At 63.8% G+C, this 11,752-nt stretch carries 15 protein-coding genes; 11 read left to right on the top strand and 4 right to left on the bottom strand.

Annotated elements, in window-relative coordinates:
- Positions 1 to 56: 56 nt before the first annotated feature.
- Positions 57 to 851, bottom strand: a complete 795-nt coding sequence (locus tag V6B08_RS12410; RefSeq protein ID WP_341981168.1) for a mechanosensitive ion channel family protein — start codon at positions 849 to 851, stop codon at positions 57 to 59.
- A 276-nt stretch (positions 852 to 1,127) separates the two neighbouring features.
- Between V6B08_RS12410 and V6B08_RS12415 the strand changes: the two genes are divergently transcribed.
- From V6B08_RS12415 to V6B08_RS12435, 5 genes are all read left to right on the top strand, one after another.
- Positions 1,128 to 1,313: a DUF4170 domain-containing protein gene (locus V6B08_RS12415; protein ID WP_341981170.1), complete on the top strand. Its 186-nt coding sequence runs from the start codon at positions 1,128 to 1,130 to the stop codon at positions 1,311 to 1,313.
- A 136-nt stretch (positions 1,314 to 1,449) separates the two neighbouring features.
- The gene (locus tag V6B08_RS12420) at positions 1,450 to 2,103 is read left to right on the top strand and encodes a hypothetical protein (protein ID WP_341981172.1); all 654 of its coding nucleotides are present in this window, start codon (positions 1,450 to 1,452) and stop codon (positions 2,101 to 2,103) included.
- A 21-nt stretch (positions 2,104 to 2,124) separates the two neighbouring features.
- On the top strand, positions 2,125 to 2,448 hold the full coding sequence (locus tag V6B08_RS12425) for a hypothetical protein (protein WP_341981174.1): 324 nt from the start codon (positions 2,125 to 2,127) through the stop codon (positions 2,446 to 2,448).
- 43 nt (positions 2,449 to 2,491) lie between these two features.
- Positions 2,492 to 2,695 (top strand): FliG C-terminal domain-containing protein, encoded by a 204-nt coding sequence (locus V6B08_RS12430; RefSeq protein ID WP_341981176.1) that lies wholly within the window; start codon positions 2,492 to 2,494, stop codon positions 2,693 to 2,695.
- A complete protein-coding gene (locus tag V6B08_RS12435; protein ID WP_341981178.1) occupies positions 2,695 to 3,228 on the top strand; it encodes a hypothetical protein in 534 nt (177 codons plus the stop codon). The genes V6B08_RS12430 and V6B08_RS12435 overlap by 1 nt, the downstream gene beginning before the upstream one ends.
- Positions 3,229 to 3,241: 13 nt before the next feature.
- Here the strand turns inward: V6B08_RS12435 and V6B08_RS12440 are convergent, their stop codons facing one another.
- Genes V6B08_RS12440 through V6B08_RS12450 form a run of 3 tightly spaced genes read right to left on the bottom strand, consistent with a single transcriptional unit; the run spans position 3,242 to position 6,459 of the window.
- On the bottom strand, positions 3,242 to 3,715 hold the full coding sequence (locus V6B08_RS12440; RefSeq protein ID WP_341981180.1) for a hypothetical protein: 474 nt from the start codon (positions 3,713 to 3,715) through the stop codon (positions 3,242 to 3,244).
- A complete protein-coding gene (locus V6B08_RS12445; RefSeq protein ID WP_341981182.1) occupies positions 3,706 to 4,464 on the bottom strand; it encodes a glucose 1-dehydrogenase in 759 nt (252 codons plus the stop codon). Before V6B08_RS12445 ends, V6B08_RS12440 begins: the two co-directional genes overlap by 10 nt.
- Before the next feature lie 24 nt (positions 4,465 to 4,488).
- Positions 4,489 to 6,459, bottom strand: a complete 1,971-nt coding sequence (locus V6B08_RS12450; RefSeq protein ID WP_341981184.1) for a PAS domain-containing sensor histidine kinase — start codon at positions 6,457 to 6,459, stop codon at positions 4,489 to 4,491.
- A 205-nt stretch (positions 6,460 to 6,664) separates the two neighbouring features.
- Between V6B08_RS12450 and V6B08_RS12455 the strand changes: the two genes are divergently transcribed.
- The 6 genes from V6B08_RS12455 (at position 6,665) to V6B08_RS12480 (ending at position 11,742) form a co-directional block, all read left to right on the top strand.
- The gene (locus V6B08_RS12455) at positions 6,665 to 7,378 is read left to right on the top strand and encodes a glycosyltransferase family 2 protein (protein WP_341981186.1); all 714 of its coding nucleotides are present in this window, start codon (positions 6,665 to 6,667) and stop codon (positions 7,376 to 7,378) included.
- 30 nt (positions 7,379 to 7,408) lie between these two features.
- Positions 7,409 to 7,720 carry a lipid-A-disaccharide synthase N-terminal domain-containing protein gene (locus tag V6B08_RS12460; protein WP_341981188.1) on the top strand — a complete coding sequence of 104 codons (312 nt, stop codon included), beginning with the start codon at positions 7,409 to 7,411 and terminating at the stop codon, positions 7,718 to 7,720.
- Positions 7,720 to 9,372 carry an ArnT family glycosyltransferase gene (locus V6B08_RS12465; protein WP_341981190.1) on the top strand — a complete coding sequence of 551 codons (1,653 nt, stop codon included), beginning with the start codon at positions 7,720 to 7,722 and terminating at the stop codon, positions 9,370 to 9,372. Before V6B08_RS12460 ends, V6B08_RS12465 begins: the two co-directional genes overlap by 1 nt.
- 23 nt (positions 9,373 to 9,395) lie before the next feature.
- Positions 9,396 to 10,271 (top strand): alpha/beta fold hydrolase, encoded by an 876-nt coding sequence (locus V6B08_RS12470; RefSeq protein ID WP_341981191.1) that lies wholly within the window; start codon positions 9,396 to 9,398, stop codon positions 10,269 to 10,271.
- A 17-nt stretch (positions 10,272 to 10,288) separates the two neighbouring features.
- Positions 10,289 to 10,990: a DUF502 domain-containing protein gene (locus V6B08_RS12475; RefSeq protein ID WP_341981193.1), complete on the top strand. Its 702-nt coding sequence runs from the start codon at positions 10,289 to 10,291 to the stop codon at positions 10,988 to 10,990.
- A gap of 89 nt (positions 10,991 to 11,079) precedes the next feature.
- A complete protein-coding gene (locus V6B08_RS12480) occupies positions 11,080 to 11,742 on the top strand; it encodes a TetR/AcrR family transcriptional regulator (protein ID WP_341981195.1) in 663 nt (220 codons plus the stop codon).
- The last annotated feature ends 10 nt before the right edge of the window (positions 11,743 to 11,752 follow it).

The following is an 11,752-nucleotide window of genomic DNA, read 5'->3' on the forward strand; positions in this document are numbered from 1 at the left end:
AATCCCTGAACGGATAAGTGCATAATTTTGCTAGTTTTCAGCCAAAAAAATTTGACTTATTCTGGCTGCGGCATAATTTTCTGCTCACGCAAGGCCTGCAGAATCGCGGTATTTGCCGCGTAGCGCATCTGGAAATACTGCCGGCTGGGCACCCAGTAGCGCACCCCCAGCACGATGCCGGTGGCAGTGAATTCATGGATGCCGATCTGCGCCGGCGGGCCGTCCACGATCTCGGGGAAGCCGTTCAGGGCCTGGCGCACGGCGGCGGCGGCGCGGTCGTGGTTGGCATCGGTCGGCAGGTGCACGCGGGTCTCGACCACATGATGGGCGCGCGAATTGACAATGATTTCGCCGTTTATTGACTTGTTCGGCACCGTGATCTCTTCGCCATCCTGGTTGCGCAGCACCGTGGCGGACAGGGTCACTTCCTCGACTACGCCGCTCACGCCCTTCACCGCGATGGTGTTGCCGACCACGAAGGGGCGGCTGAGGATGATGGCAAGGCCGGCACCGTAATTCGACAGCGGCCCCTGGATCGCCAGGGTGGCGCCAAAGGCGCTGGCGCCGGCCAGCGCGATCAGTGGCGCGATTGAGATGCCGAAATTGCCCAGCGTGATCAGCACCACCGCCGCCAGCACGCCGATCTTAACCACATTGCCGAATAGCCGGGCGAGGGTGATATCGATGCTCTTGCGCTCGGCGAGTGCGGTGGTGCGAGAGCCGAGCCATATGGCCAGCTTGAGGCCGATGAAAAAGACGACCAGCGCACCAAGGATCTGCAAGCCGTAGCGGACCAGGAAGTCCATCGCCACTTCGGCCATGCGGGTCAGTGCGGTGATTTCCTTGTCCATGGCGGTCTCCTCGGGTTCAGGCTTGGGTGCAGGCCGGCGAATCAAGGGCTGCCGGCCAATCGTAGCCAAAGACCAATCCTAGCCAAAGATATGGCGGTTGCCGCTAGTGCTCAGCCTGGTTTTGTCTGGTTATTGGCGGTTTGGCGGGGCAGGCCAGCCATATTACGCAACAGTCACTTGCTTCCGGCCGGCGGCTCCAGGAGACTATACGGCATGGCCGACCCGGTAACAGGGCCGGCAGACACAGTCGTAACAGCGAGGTCAAGGAGGCCGGCGATGGCGAAATTTTACGTCGAAGGCGGCATTTTCAAGGATTTAGCCGATCCGAAGCCGATGCCCGGTACGGAGGAGAGCTATGGCCCGTTCGAGAGCGAACGGGAGGCGGACAAGGTCTGGCGCGCTCGCATGGCGGAGAAGATCGACATCTGCAACCACCGCCTGCGGGTCTTCGAGCGCGACTGATCCGGCTGCGCCAGCGGCCCGAAGGGCGTCCCGGAGGGATTCGCGGCTGCGTTAAATACTTGATAACGGCTTCTGTCGTCACAATACACTATTGTGCGGGGGCGAATCGGTGCCCCCGTCGGACGGAAGCTGCGCTATGCTAAATGCCCAGTCATCAGGGAAGATCATCGCCAATCGAGGCGACCTGAAGCGGCGCGCTGTCAATTTCCGCCGCGGCCAGGAACTCCGACTGACGCCGGAAATGCGCGACAAGATCGAGAAGGTGATCGTGGAAACCCAGAGCGATTTCGAGATGGCGGCGGACGACGCGCTCCGCAACATGCGTGACGCCTATTCCTCGGCGGCCTTCAACCAGGTAGGCCGTGCCAGCTATTACGAGTGGATTCACGATCTGGCGGTGGAGATGAAGGGGCAGGGCGGATTGTTCAACTATCCGCTGCTCACCACCTATGCCGATATTCTGCGCCAGCTCACCGCCAATCTGAACGAGAATAACCCGCGCCTGCACAAGATCATCGGCCTCAATATCGATGCCATTAATGTGGTGGTGCGGCGTAAGCTGACCGGCCTTGGTGGCGCCACCGAGCACAAGGTGGCGGATGCGCTGAAGGAAGCTTACCAGCATTTCCGCTTGGGCGGCGGCAAGGCGCCGGCTGGCATGGAGCGCAAACTTGCCACCGCCGTGCGCAAGCTGGATGGCAAGCCGGATCCGAAGGCGGGCGAAATCCTGCCGCCGCTCACCGATACGGCACGCACCTGGCCGGCTGGCCGCCGCGTACCGGCCAATTGATCGAGTAGGGCAGGTTGGCCAATGGCGGCGAATACCGATGACGATGATGGCGAAGCCCAGTTTGACTGGAAGCCGCAGAATATCCGGCCCATCGCCGCGCAGCAGGTGATCGCGGAGGCGATCAAGGCTGCCGATACCAGTTATTTCTTTGAGAACTACACCAAGCAGTCGAATGCCGTGATCAAGGCTCTGCGCCAGAGTGGCTATGTCATTGTGCCGTATTATCCGACGGTGGATATGGTGCGGGCGGCGATGGAAGAACTGCAATACGGTTCGAACAAATTCACCAATGTGGTGATGCCAATGTATCTGGCGATGATGAAGGCGGCGCCGAAGTCGCGCTGATCATTCCTGCCAGGACAGATGCAAGAAGAGGGATGTTCCGGCCATGAGCCGCGACAAGCTGGTCGCTTTCCTGCGTGCTGCGGGACCCGAGCGCGCTAACGTGATCCTGAACCGCCTGCCGCCGCAGGAGGCGCAGGCGATCCGTCAGGCCATGGATCAAAGTCCGGCCGTGCCAGCAGCCGTGGTGGAGCAGGCAGCGGATGCGGCCGCCACTTTCGTTGCCGCGATAACCCACAACAAGCGCTGATGCACTGCCGCGTCGCGATACTGTTCAGTCTGCTGCTGGCAGTGGCCGGCGATGCCCAGGCGCAGCAGGACCCGGCCTTCGGCCTTGGCCCCGGCAGTCGACCAAAGCGCGTGTTGCCATGCATGGACGATCGCGAGCAGAAGGCGGAGGCGCTGATCCGAACCGGCATCATCCTGCGCGAGATCGGCCGCGAATGTCAGCGCCGCCGCGTCGACATCACTCTGCTGCCGGCCTGGCAGGCGTTCGACCAGGCCAATGCCGAGCAGATCCAGGCGGCGGCGCGGCTGCGTGGCGAGGCGCTGGAACGCAATTATCCGGATATTCCCGATATCGCGCTGCGGCTCGATTCCCGGCTGATTGCCTCAACCGGCCTGCAGCGCATGGCGAATGAGGAATGTCACGTCGCCAACAGGCTGGTCAGTGGCTTCGCCGAATACAATGATTTCGTGCTGCATGCCCAGCGCACTGAGCTTGGCCGCGTGAAGAATACCTATCCGCGCTGCCGCACGCGCAACGACCGTGGTGACCGTTAATTTGGGGTGACCGCTAGTTCGTCGGCACGACAATGACGCGGCCATTGTCCAGCACGATGGAACCGGCGCGGAATACCGAGGCACCGTAAGGATCGAGCTGGCCGACGACGCGGATACGGTCGCCGGCCTTGAGCCGGGTCAGTTCCTGCCAGCTTGGCCCCAGATTGACCACGATGGATGCATTGCCGTCGTTGAGCACGAAGGTGCGCGGCTGTGGTGCGGAGAGCACACCGGCCAGCAGCACGGTCTGGCCGCGCGGAATTTCGGCAATCGGCGTCGGGTTCGGCAGGCCGATGGTGTTGGCGGGCGCGCCGGTGGCAGGGCGGCGTTGCTGCTGGGCCGGCTGTTGTGCTGCCGGCGGCTGCTGGCCCTGCGCGGGGGCTTGCTGCGCCGGGGCCTGCTGTGCCGGTGTCTGCTGTGTTTGGGCCAACGCTGCGCCGGCCCCCAGCAGCATCAGAAGTGTCGCGCTTATACTGGTCAGATGCATCGGCCGCCATCAACCTCCATGCAGACGCCGGTGATGAAATCGGCCTCGTCAGAAGCCAGGTAAAGCGCGGCATTGGCAATGTCGCGCGGCGTGCTGAAGCGGCCGATGGGAATCGTCGAAACGAATTTCGCCTTCATCTCCTCGGTCTCCTCGCCGCCCATGAATTCCTTCAGCATCGGCGTCAGGCCAGCCACCGGGTTCAGCGCATTGACGCGGATCTGCTCCGGCGCCAATTCCACCGCCATGGCGCGGGTGATGGTGATAACCGCGCCCTTCGAGCCGTTATACCACACCAGGCCGGGGCGCGGGCGCACGCCGGCGGTGGAGGCAATATTGATGAAGGCACCACGGCCACGCTTGCGCATTTCCGGCACGGCATGCATCGCCGAGAGATAGATGCTCTTGACGTTGACGGCGAAGATCTTGTCGAAGGTGGCTTCGTCGGTATTCAGCAACGGCGCGTTTCGTTGCGGCATGCCGGCATTGTTGACCACAATGTCCAGGCCGCCGAATGCCTGCACCGTGGCGGCCACCATGGCCTGCATCGGGCCGGACTGGCTGACATCCACCTGTACCGCGATGGCCTTGCCGCCAGCAGCCTTGATTTCGCCGGCGACACGCTCGGCGCTGGCGGGATTGAGATCGGCCACAGCGACGGCCGCACCCTCGGCAGCGAAACGCTTGGCAATGCCTTCGCCGAAGCCCGAACCACCGCCGGTAACGATCGCCACCTTATTCGCCAGACGCATGCTGATTCCTCCGGGTCCCGTTTTCTAGATATGCGCCAGCATGTCGATAACGCGGGCTGGCGGAAAAGTCATGGTGGCCACTGTACCCTGGCCCGGCCTGCTTGCAAGCGTGAGGCTGCCGCCATGGGCTTCCATCAGGCGGCGCGACAATGGCAGCCCGAGGCCGGTGCCTTCAAAGCGCCGGTTATGCGAGCCATCGGCCTGCACGAAGGGCTCGAACATGCGTCCGAGGTCTGCCGTTTCGATGCCGATGCCGGTATCGCGCACCACAAGCGAGAGACCGCCATCTTCGCTGCGGCTGATCGCCATGGTCACTTCGCCGCCCGGCGGCGTGAACTTAGTGGCATTGGACAGGAGGTTGAGAATCACCTGCCGGCTCATGCGCGCATCGGCGAGCAGCAGCGGCGGTTCCGGGCCGATATCGAGCTGGTCCACCAGCTTGAGCGAACGGCTCTCGGCAATCTCCTGCATCGAACGCAGGCAGACGCGGCCCAGCGCCAGAAGATCAATTTCCTCTTCGTTCAACACCAGCTTGCCGGCCTCGACGCGGCTCCAGTCCAGCACCGCGTTGATCAGCGACAACAGGTGCCGGCCGCTATCCAGGATGTCGCGGACATATTCCTGATACTTCGGCGCGCCGAGCGGTCCGAGATGCTGGCGGTCGAGCAGTTCCGCGAAGCCGATGATGGAATTCAGCGGCGTGCGCAACTCATGGCTCATATGCGCCAGGAATTCGCTCTTGGACTTGCTCGCCATCACGGCGGCAACGCGGGCATTCTCCAGTTCGCTTTCGATGCGGTCTTGTTCGGTGATGTCGTAGAACACGCTCAGCACCACCTGACGGTCGTCGAACAGGATCGGTCGGCCTTGCACGCGCACAGTCATCGGTTCGCCATTCAGGCGATGGGCCTGCATCCGCATCATCTCCGGCACCACGCCTTCCTGCTGGATGCGCCGTGTCCGTTCGCGGGCGATGGGGCGGGCTTCCGGTCCGACGATTGTGAACAGGTCCCAGCCAATCAACTGCGCCAGGCTTTCGGCCCGGAGCATATGCACGGCACCCGGATTGGCGAACAGCACGCGGCCAAGGTCATGTACGATGAAGGCATCGGGCACCAGGTCGAACACGGCGCGGATCTGGTGTTCACGCGCCACCAGATCAGATTGCATCCGGCGATGCTCGCGCAAGATGCGCACCAGTCGCGCCGCCATCAGGCCGGCAGCACCGAAGCAGGCGATCACCACTACCGCCAGCAGCAAAAACCGCTGCCCATTCAGCCGCCACCAAAGCATCACGGGGCTTTCCGTCGGGCAGGCGACATCAAGTTCCAGGTCATAGTCGTCGAGTTGTGGCGGCCGCAGACTGAACCAGAGGGCATCGCCGGAAAGCGGCAGCCCGAGCCAGGTGGTGCCGCTGGGCAGCCGCCAATGCAGGTTCAGGCCGGTATTGGCCAGCCAGGTTGTCGCCTCCGGCAACCGGAACCCGACCACCACCCAGTCGCTTGTGGTGTCGTCGCCCCTGTAGGTGATGGCATGGATGAAGGTGGCGCAAAGCTGTGTGCCACAGGCATAAGGGGCACCGAGGCGGTCGCTGCCGGTATGCCCAACCGACCTGCTTTGGCGCAGAATTTCGGGAATATCTGGTGGTGGCGGGAGGTCGCCGATGCTGCCGATGCTGCGTCCTGAGGGATCCACCAGGTGTACCGACTGGCCCTCCAGCAGCACATCGGCCAGGGTCGGCCCCCCCACCAGCAGCAGCCCTTCGGCGGCTGTTGTAAGATTGGCCAGGCCATCCACCACCTGGGCGATGTGGCGGGCTTCGCGGATCGCGGCGGCCATCGCCTCGGCTTTTACCGCCGCTTCGGTTTCACCCAGGCGGCGCGTGGCCTCCCGTTCCCGCGCGATATCGGCCGCAGCCCAGAGGGCCAGGGCGGCGATAGCGAGCAGGGGGAGCAGCAGGACGGTCCTAAGGTTGGTGCCTTGGGTTATTTTCATTACCGCCAGCGTAACAGGCGGGGTTTGCTGCGACAATCCGCCATAGTTGCTAAGCCTCGGAAATTCCTTGTCTCAAATGCCTGGGCAGACTATAGAAAGCGCGTTTTCCGGCTCTCTCTCGCGGATTCGCTCTCCAACTCCGATGCAGCCCTCTGAAACCCCGCCGGGACAGCCCGCGGCGGTCGCATCCGGCCCGGATTTGTCTGTGGTCATTCCCGTGCACAACGAGGCCGCCAATATCGGTTCGTTGCTCGAGGAGGTGTGCGCCGCGTTGCGTGGCCGCATCGCCTTCGAGATCGTGGCGGTTGATGACTGCTCGAGCGATGGCTCCACCGAGATGCTGAAGCAGCTTGCCGCTGCCATGCCGGAGTTGCGGCCGATCCGGCATCGCCGCAATGCCGGCCAGTCAATGGCGGTGTTGAGTGGCGTGCGTGCCGCCCGCGCGCTTTTCATCGCGACACTGGATGGTGATGGTCAGAACGATCCTGCCGATCTGCCGGCTTTGTGGGCGATGCTGCGTGCCGAGGGCGATGGCGGCATGCGCCTGCTGGTGGCCGGCCACCGCACCAAGCGCCGCGATACCTGGGTGAAGCGTTATTCCTCGCGCATCGCCAATGGCGTGCGCGCCCGGCTGCTTGGCGATGCCACGCCGGATACCGGCTGCGGCCTGAAAATGCTGTCGCGGTCGCTGTTCCTGGAATTGCCGGCCTTTGATCACATGCACCGCTTCCTGCCGGCCCTGGTGCTGCGCCATGGCGGGCGGGTACGCTCGGTGCCGGTGAATCACCGCCCGCGCGGTGGTGGCGCCTCGCATTACGGCACCTGGGGCCGCCTCAAGGCGGGTCTGGTGGATATGGTTGGGGTCATCTGGCTGCAGCGCCGCTGGCGCGATAGTGGCGGCAGCGACCCCCTGGCGTGATGCCGGGATAATTTTTTGGGAGTAGGCGCCATGCTGGCGGAATTTTGGGACCGTGTAATTGATAACCTGAGCTTCTGGGCCATTGTCGGCTTTGGCGGCCAAGCGATCTTTGCCTCGCGCTTCATCGTGCAGTGGATTCATGCCGAACGCGTCCGCCGCAGCGAAATCCCGCTGGCCTTCTGGTACATCAGCCTGTTCGGCGGCGTCACGCTGCTGGTCTATGCCATCCATCGCGCCGACTTGGTGTTCATCCTCGGCCAGATCAGTGGCCTGGTGGTGTATGCCCGTAACCTGCATCTGATCTACCGCGAGCGCCGCAAGCTCGCCGCCGAGATCACCTGATGCAGCCGTCGCTCGGCTCCCGTCCGCTGCTGCCCGCCACTTTCGCTTTGTGGCTGCTGGTGGTTGTGGCGGCGCTGGTGGCGCGGCCGATCATGCCGATTGACGAGACCCGCTACATCACCGTGGCGTGGGAGATGCACCTGGCCGATCATTGGCTGGTGCCGCTGCTGAATGGCGAAGCCTATCACCACAAGCCGCCGCTGCTGTTCTGGCTGATCCGTCTCGGCTGGATGATCTTCGGTGTGTCGGAGACCTGGGCGCGCCTGGTGGCACCGCTTTTCGGCCTCGGAGCCCTGGGTTTGAGCGTAGTGCTGGCGCGGCTGCTCTGGCCGGGGCAACTGGGCCGCGATGTGAGTGCGCTGGCGCCGCTGCTGCTGCTCACCGGTGCATGGTGGATGCTGTTCGCCACGCTCACCATGTTCGACCTGATGATGGCCTTCTTTGCGCTGGCCGGCTGGATCGGGCTGACGCTGGCTTTGCGCCACGGCCAGATGAAGCGCGGCCTGCTGCTCACCGGCCTTGCCATCGGCATCGGCATTCTGGCCAAGGGGCCGGTGATCCTGGTCTATGTGCTGCCGCCCGCCCTGCTGGCGCCGCTCTGGGCCGATGCTGCCAACCGGCCCGGCTGGCTTTCCTGGTATCTCGGCCTGCTCGGCAGCATCGTGTTTGGCGCATTGATCGGCCTTGCCTGGGCCCTGCCGGCGGCGGAAGCCGGTGGACCGGAATTCAAGCAGGCGCTGCTGTGGGGCCAGACCGCCGGCCGCATGAAGGACAGCTTCGCGCATAAGCGCGGCTTCTTCTGGTATTTCCCGATGCTGCCGCTGCTGTTGCTGCCGTGGCTGTTCTGGCGCCCAAGCTGGCGCGCGCTGTGGTTGAATGATGGTGCCTGGCGCGACAGCGGCCTGCGCTTCTGCCTCATCGTCGGCGGCAGCGGCCTGCTGATCTTCTCGGCGATCAGTGGCAAGCAGCCGCATTACCTGCTGCCGCTGGCGCCGGCCTTCGCGCTGATCGTGGCGCATGGGCTGTTGGTTGGCCGCACGGAGGCGCGCCGCTGGGATGCCTGGCCGTCGATTGCTGTGCTGCTCGTCCTCACCATTGCACTGGCCGCCTTGCCCTGGCTGTTGCACAAGCAGCCGCAACTCGGCGACAAGCTCGATCTGCCGGACTGGGCGCTGGAGCAGCATTTCGAAGTGGTGTCGGCGCTGGTTGTGGTCGCGGTCATCGCCATCTGGCTGTCGCTGAAGCCGACGCTGCTGCGCCAGATCGCGGCCGTTGTCACCGTAGGCGTTGGCCTGTTTCTCACCGTGCATCTCGGCGTCTTTCCGCCGGCCCGGCTGAGCTACGATGGCACACCGGCGGCACTGGAAATCAAGCGCGCCCAGGATGCCGGCCGGCCTGTGGCCTTTGCCGGCGATTATCACGGCGAATACCAGTTCCTTGGCCGCCTGACCAAGCCGTTGCCGGAAGTCGCCTATCGCGACATCCCAGCCTGGTTCATCGCCAATCCCGCCGGCCTGATGGTGGCGCGCTACACCGAAGAGCGTCTCGCCACCGGTCCGAAGCCGGTCTACACCCAGCCCAAGCGTGGCCGCGTCATGGTCATCTGGGATGCAAAAGCCGTAGCTGAACAGCCGGAATTCTTCCGGCACTGACATAAAAACAGGAGGCGAGGGCGATGCTGTTTGAGGGCTTCGAAACCAGACGGATCGCCGGCGCCGGGGCTGAGATTTTCTGCCGCATCGGCGGCTCAGGCCCGCCCTTGCTGCTGCTGCACGGCTATCCGCAGACCCATGCCATGTGGCACAAGGTGGCGCCGCGCCTGGCCGAGAAATTCACCGTCATCTGCGCCGACCTGCGCGGTTACGGCGATTCATCGAAGCCAGACTCCGATGCCGCGCATCGTGTCTATTCCAAGCGCGCCACTGCTGCCGACATGGTGACGGTGATGCAGGCGCTGGGCTATCCGCGCTTCCGCCTGGCCGGCCATGACCGTGGTGGCCGCGTGTCGCATCGCCTGGCGCTGGATTTTCCGGCTGCCATCGAGCGTGTCGCTGTCCTCGACATCATCCCGACGCTGACGCTGTTCAATACCGTCAATCAGGCGGTGGCGACGTCCTATTACCACTGGTTCTTCCTGGCGCAGCCGAACCCGCATCCGGAGCGCATGATCGGTGCAGACCCGGACTATTATCTCGAGAGCAAGCTGCGCGCCTGGTCGGCGGCGGCTGCCGACATCTACGCCCCGCAAGCCATGGCGGAATACAAGCGCTGCTTCCGCGATCCGCGCTGCATTCATGCCACCTGCGAGGATTACCGCGCCGGTGCCAGCATCGACCTTGACGATGACCGTGCCGATTCCCATATGCGCGTGGATGCGCCGCTTCTGGTGCTATGGGGGGCTAACGGCGCTATGCAGAAGAATTACGACGTGCTGGCCACCTGGCGCGAGAAAGCCCGCGATGTGCACGGCGAAGCCTTGCCCTGCGGCCATTTTCTGCCCGAGGAAGCGCCGCAAGAAACCTTCCACGCGCTCAACGCCTTTTTCGCCTGATAGGACAGCCCAGCAAGATGCCAGACCAGCCCCAGTTCGACCCGGACAAGCCGGCGATCATCCTGCCGCCGCCGCGCCCGAGCCTGTGGACCAGGCTGCGCAACTGGTTCCTGGCCGGCATCATCATCACCGCGCCGATCGGCCTTACCATCTATCTGGTGGTGATCATCATTGAGGCGATTGACCGCAACGTCAAAAGCCTGATCCCGCATGGCTACGAGCCGGAGCGCCTGCTGCCACCCAACCTGCCGTTCAGCGTTCCGGGCCTGGGCGTCATCGGTGCCGTGGTGCTGTTGACCCTGATCGGCTTCCTGTTCACCAATTTCCTTGGTCGCAGCCTGCTCGGTTTCGGCGAGGGGCTGGTGGCGCGGATGCCGATCATCCGTGGCCTCTATAGCGGCCTGAAGCAGATTTTCGAAACCGTGTTCAGCCAGTCTGGCCAGTCCTTCCGCCAGGTCGCCCTGGTGCCCTGGCCGGCCAAGGGCTCCTGGACTCTCGCCTTCGTCACCAGCGAGTTGACTGGCGAGGTGGGTGGCCGTCTGGGCCGCGATATCGTCGCCTGCTATGTGCCGACGACGCCGAACCCGACCGGCGGCTACATGGTCTATTTCCCCCGCGAGGATATCCAGATCCTCTCCATGAGCGTCGACCAGGCGATGAAACTGATCATCTCCTGTGGCGTCATCGTGCCGCCGGAACGTCTCGAACCCCCGAAGTAATGCCTTGAATTCATTGGTTGGCGGGCCGGGCACAGGCTCTTGCCAATTCCTGACTTGTTGATTGAATTGAATTCAATTAAAATCCAGGCATGGGACGCCCGAAAGCACAGAAAACCGTGCCGGCCAACGATGCCGGCCCGATCGAGCGCAGCGGTCTCGAACGAGGCCGCGCCGATACGCGCCGCCGGCTGCTGGAGGCAGCCGCCGCCGAACTGGTGGCGGGCGATGGCGCGCTCGAGATCGGCGATGTGGCCCGCCGTGCCGGTGTCTCGGTCGGCCTCAGCTATCACTATTTCGGCTCCAAGGCCGGTTTGATCGCAGCGGTGGTGCAGGATTTCTACGACCGCTTCGATGCCCGCGTGATGGCGGTGAACCCGCAGCCCGGTGTCGACTGGGGCCGTCGCGAACAGCGCCGCCTGGAGGCCATGGTGGCTTTCCATTATGCCGAACCGCTTTCGCCGGTTGTGCTGGCGCGCCTGAGCCGCGAGCCGGAAGTGGCGGCGGAAGAAGCGCGCCGGCTGCAGGCGCATATCGAACTGGCGGCACAGAATATCGCGCTGGCGCAGAGGCGCGGCGAAATCCCGGACAGCCTCGATCCGCACTTGCTCGGCGCCATGATCCTCGGCGGTTTGCGTCAGGGTATCGGTCAGGCGCTGGCACAGAAGGAACGTCCGGATCAGGCGGCAATCGCGGCACGGCTTTGGGATTTCGTCGCTGCCATGGCACGGTTCAAGACAATAAAAAGCGGGTAGGGAGAGGGGC

The organism is Ferrovibrio sp. MS7 (assembly GCF_038404985.1).
Taxonomy (GTDB): domain Bacteria; phylum Pseudomonadota; class Alphaproteobacteria; order Ferrovibrionales; family Ferrovibrionaceae; genus Ferrovibrio; species Ferrovibrio plantarum.

Excerpts from the sequence above, each read along its gene's own strand:
- V6B08_RS12430 (WP_341981176.1), top strand. The coding sequence starts at position 2,492 with ATGAGCCGCGACAAGCTGGTCGCTTTCCTGCGTGCTGCGGGACCCGAG.
- V6B08_RS12460 (WP_341981188.1), top strand. The coding sequence starts at position 7,409 with ATGCTGGCGGAATTTTGGGACCGTGTAATTGATAACCTGAGCTTCTGG.
- V6B08_RS12470 (WP_341981191.1), top strand. The coding sequence starts at position 9,396 with ATGCTGTTTGAGGGCTTCGAAACCAGACGGATCGCCGGCGCCGGGGCT.
- V6B08_RS12475 (WP_341981193.1), top strand. The coding sequence starts at position 10,289 with ATGCCAGACCAGCCCCAGTTCGACCCGGACAAGCCGGCGATCATCCTG.
- V6B08_RS12465 (WP_341981190.1), top strand. The coding sequence starts at position 7,720 with ATGCAGCCGTCGCTCGGCTCCCGTCCGCTGCTGCCCGCCACTTTCGCT.
- V6B08_RS12410 (WP_341981168.1), bottom strand. The coding sequence starts at position 851 with ATGGACAAGGAAATCACCGCACTGACCCGCATGGCCGAAGTGGCGATG.
- V6B08_RS12480 (WP_341981195.1), top strand. The coding sequence starts at position 11,080 with ATGGGACGCCCGAAAGCACAGAAAACCGTGCCGGCCAACGATGCCGGC.
- V6B08_RS12420 (WP_341981172.1), top strand. The coding sequence starts at position 1,450 with ATGCTAAATGCCCAGTCATCAGGGAAGATCATCGCCAATCGAGGCGAC.
- V6B08_RS12450 (WP_341981184.1), bottom strand. The coding sequence starts at position 6,459 with ATGAAAATAACCCAAGGCACCAACCTTAGGACCGTCCTGCTGCTCCCC.
- V6B08_RS12440 (WP_341981180.1), bottom strand. The coding sequence starts at position 3,715 with ATGCATCTGACCAGTATAAGCGCGACACTTCTGATGCTGCTGGGGGCC.
- V6B08_RS12445 (WP_341981182.1), bottom strand. The coding sequence starts at position 4,464 with ATGCGTCTGGCGAATAAGGTGGCGATCGTTACCGGCGGTGGTTCGGGC.
- V6B08_RS12415 (WP_341981170.1), top strand. The coding sequence starts at position 1,128 with ATGGCGAAATTTTACGTCGAAGGCGGCATTTTCAAGGATTTAGCCGAT.
- V6B08_RS12425 (WP_341981174.1), top strand. The coding sequence starts at position 2,125 with ATGGCGGCGAATACCGATGACGATGATGGCGAAGCCCAGTTTGACTGG.
- V6B08_RS12435 (WP_341981178.1), top strand. The coding sequence starts at position 2,695 with ATGCACTGCCGCGTCGCGATACTGTTCAGTCTGCTGCTGGCAGTGGCC.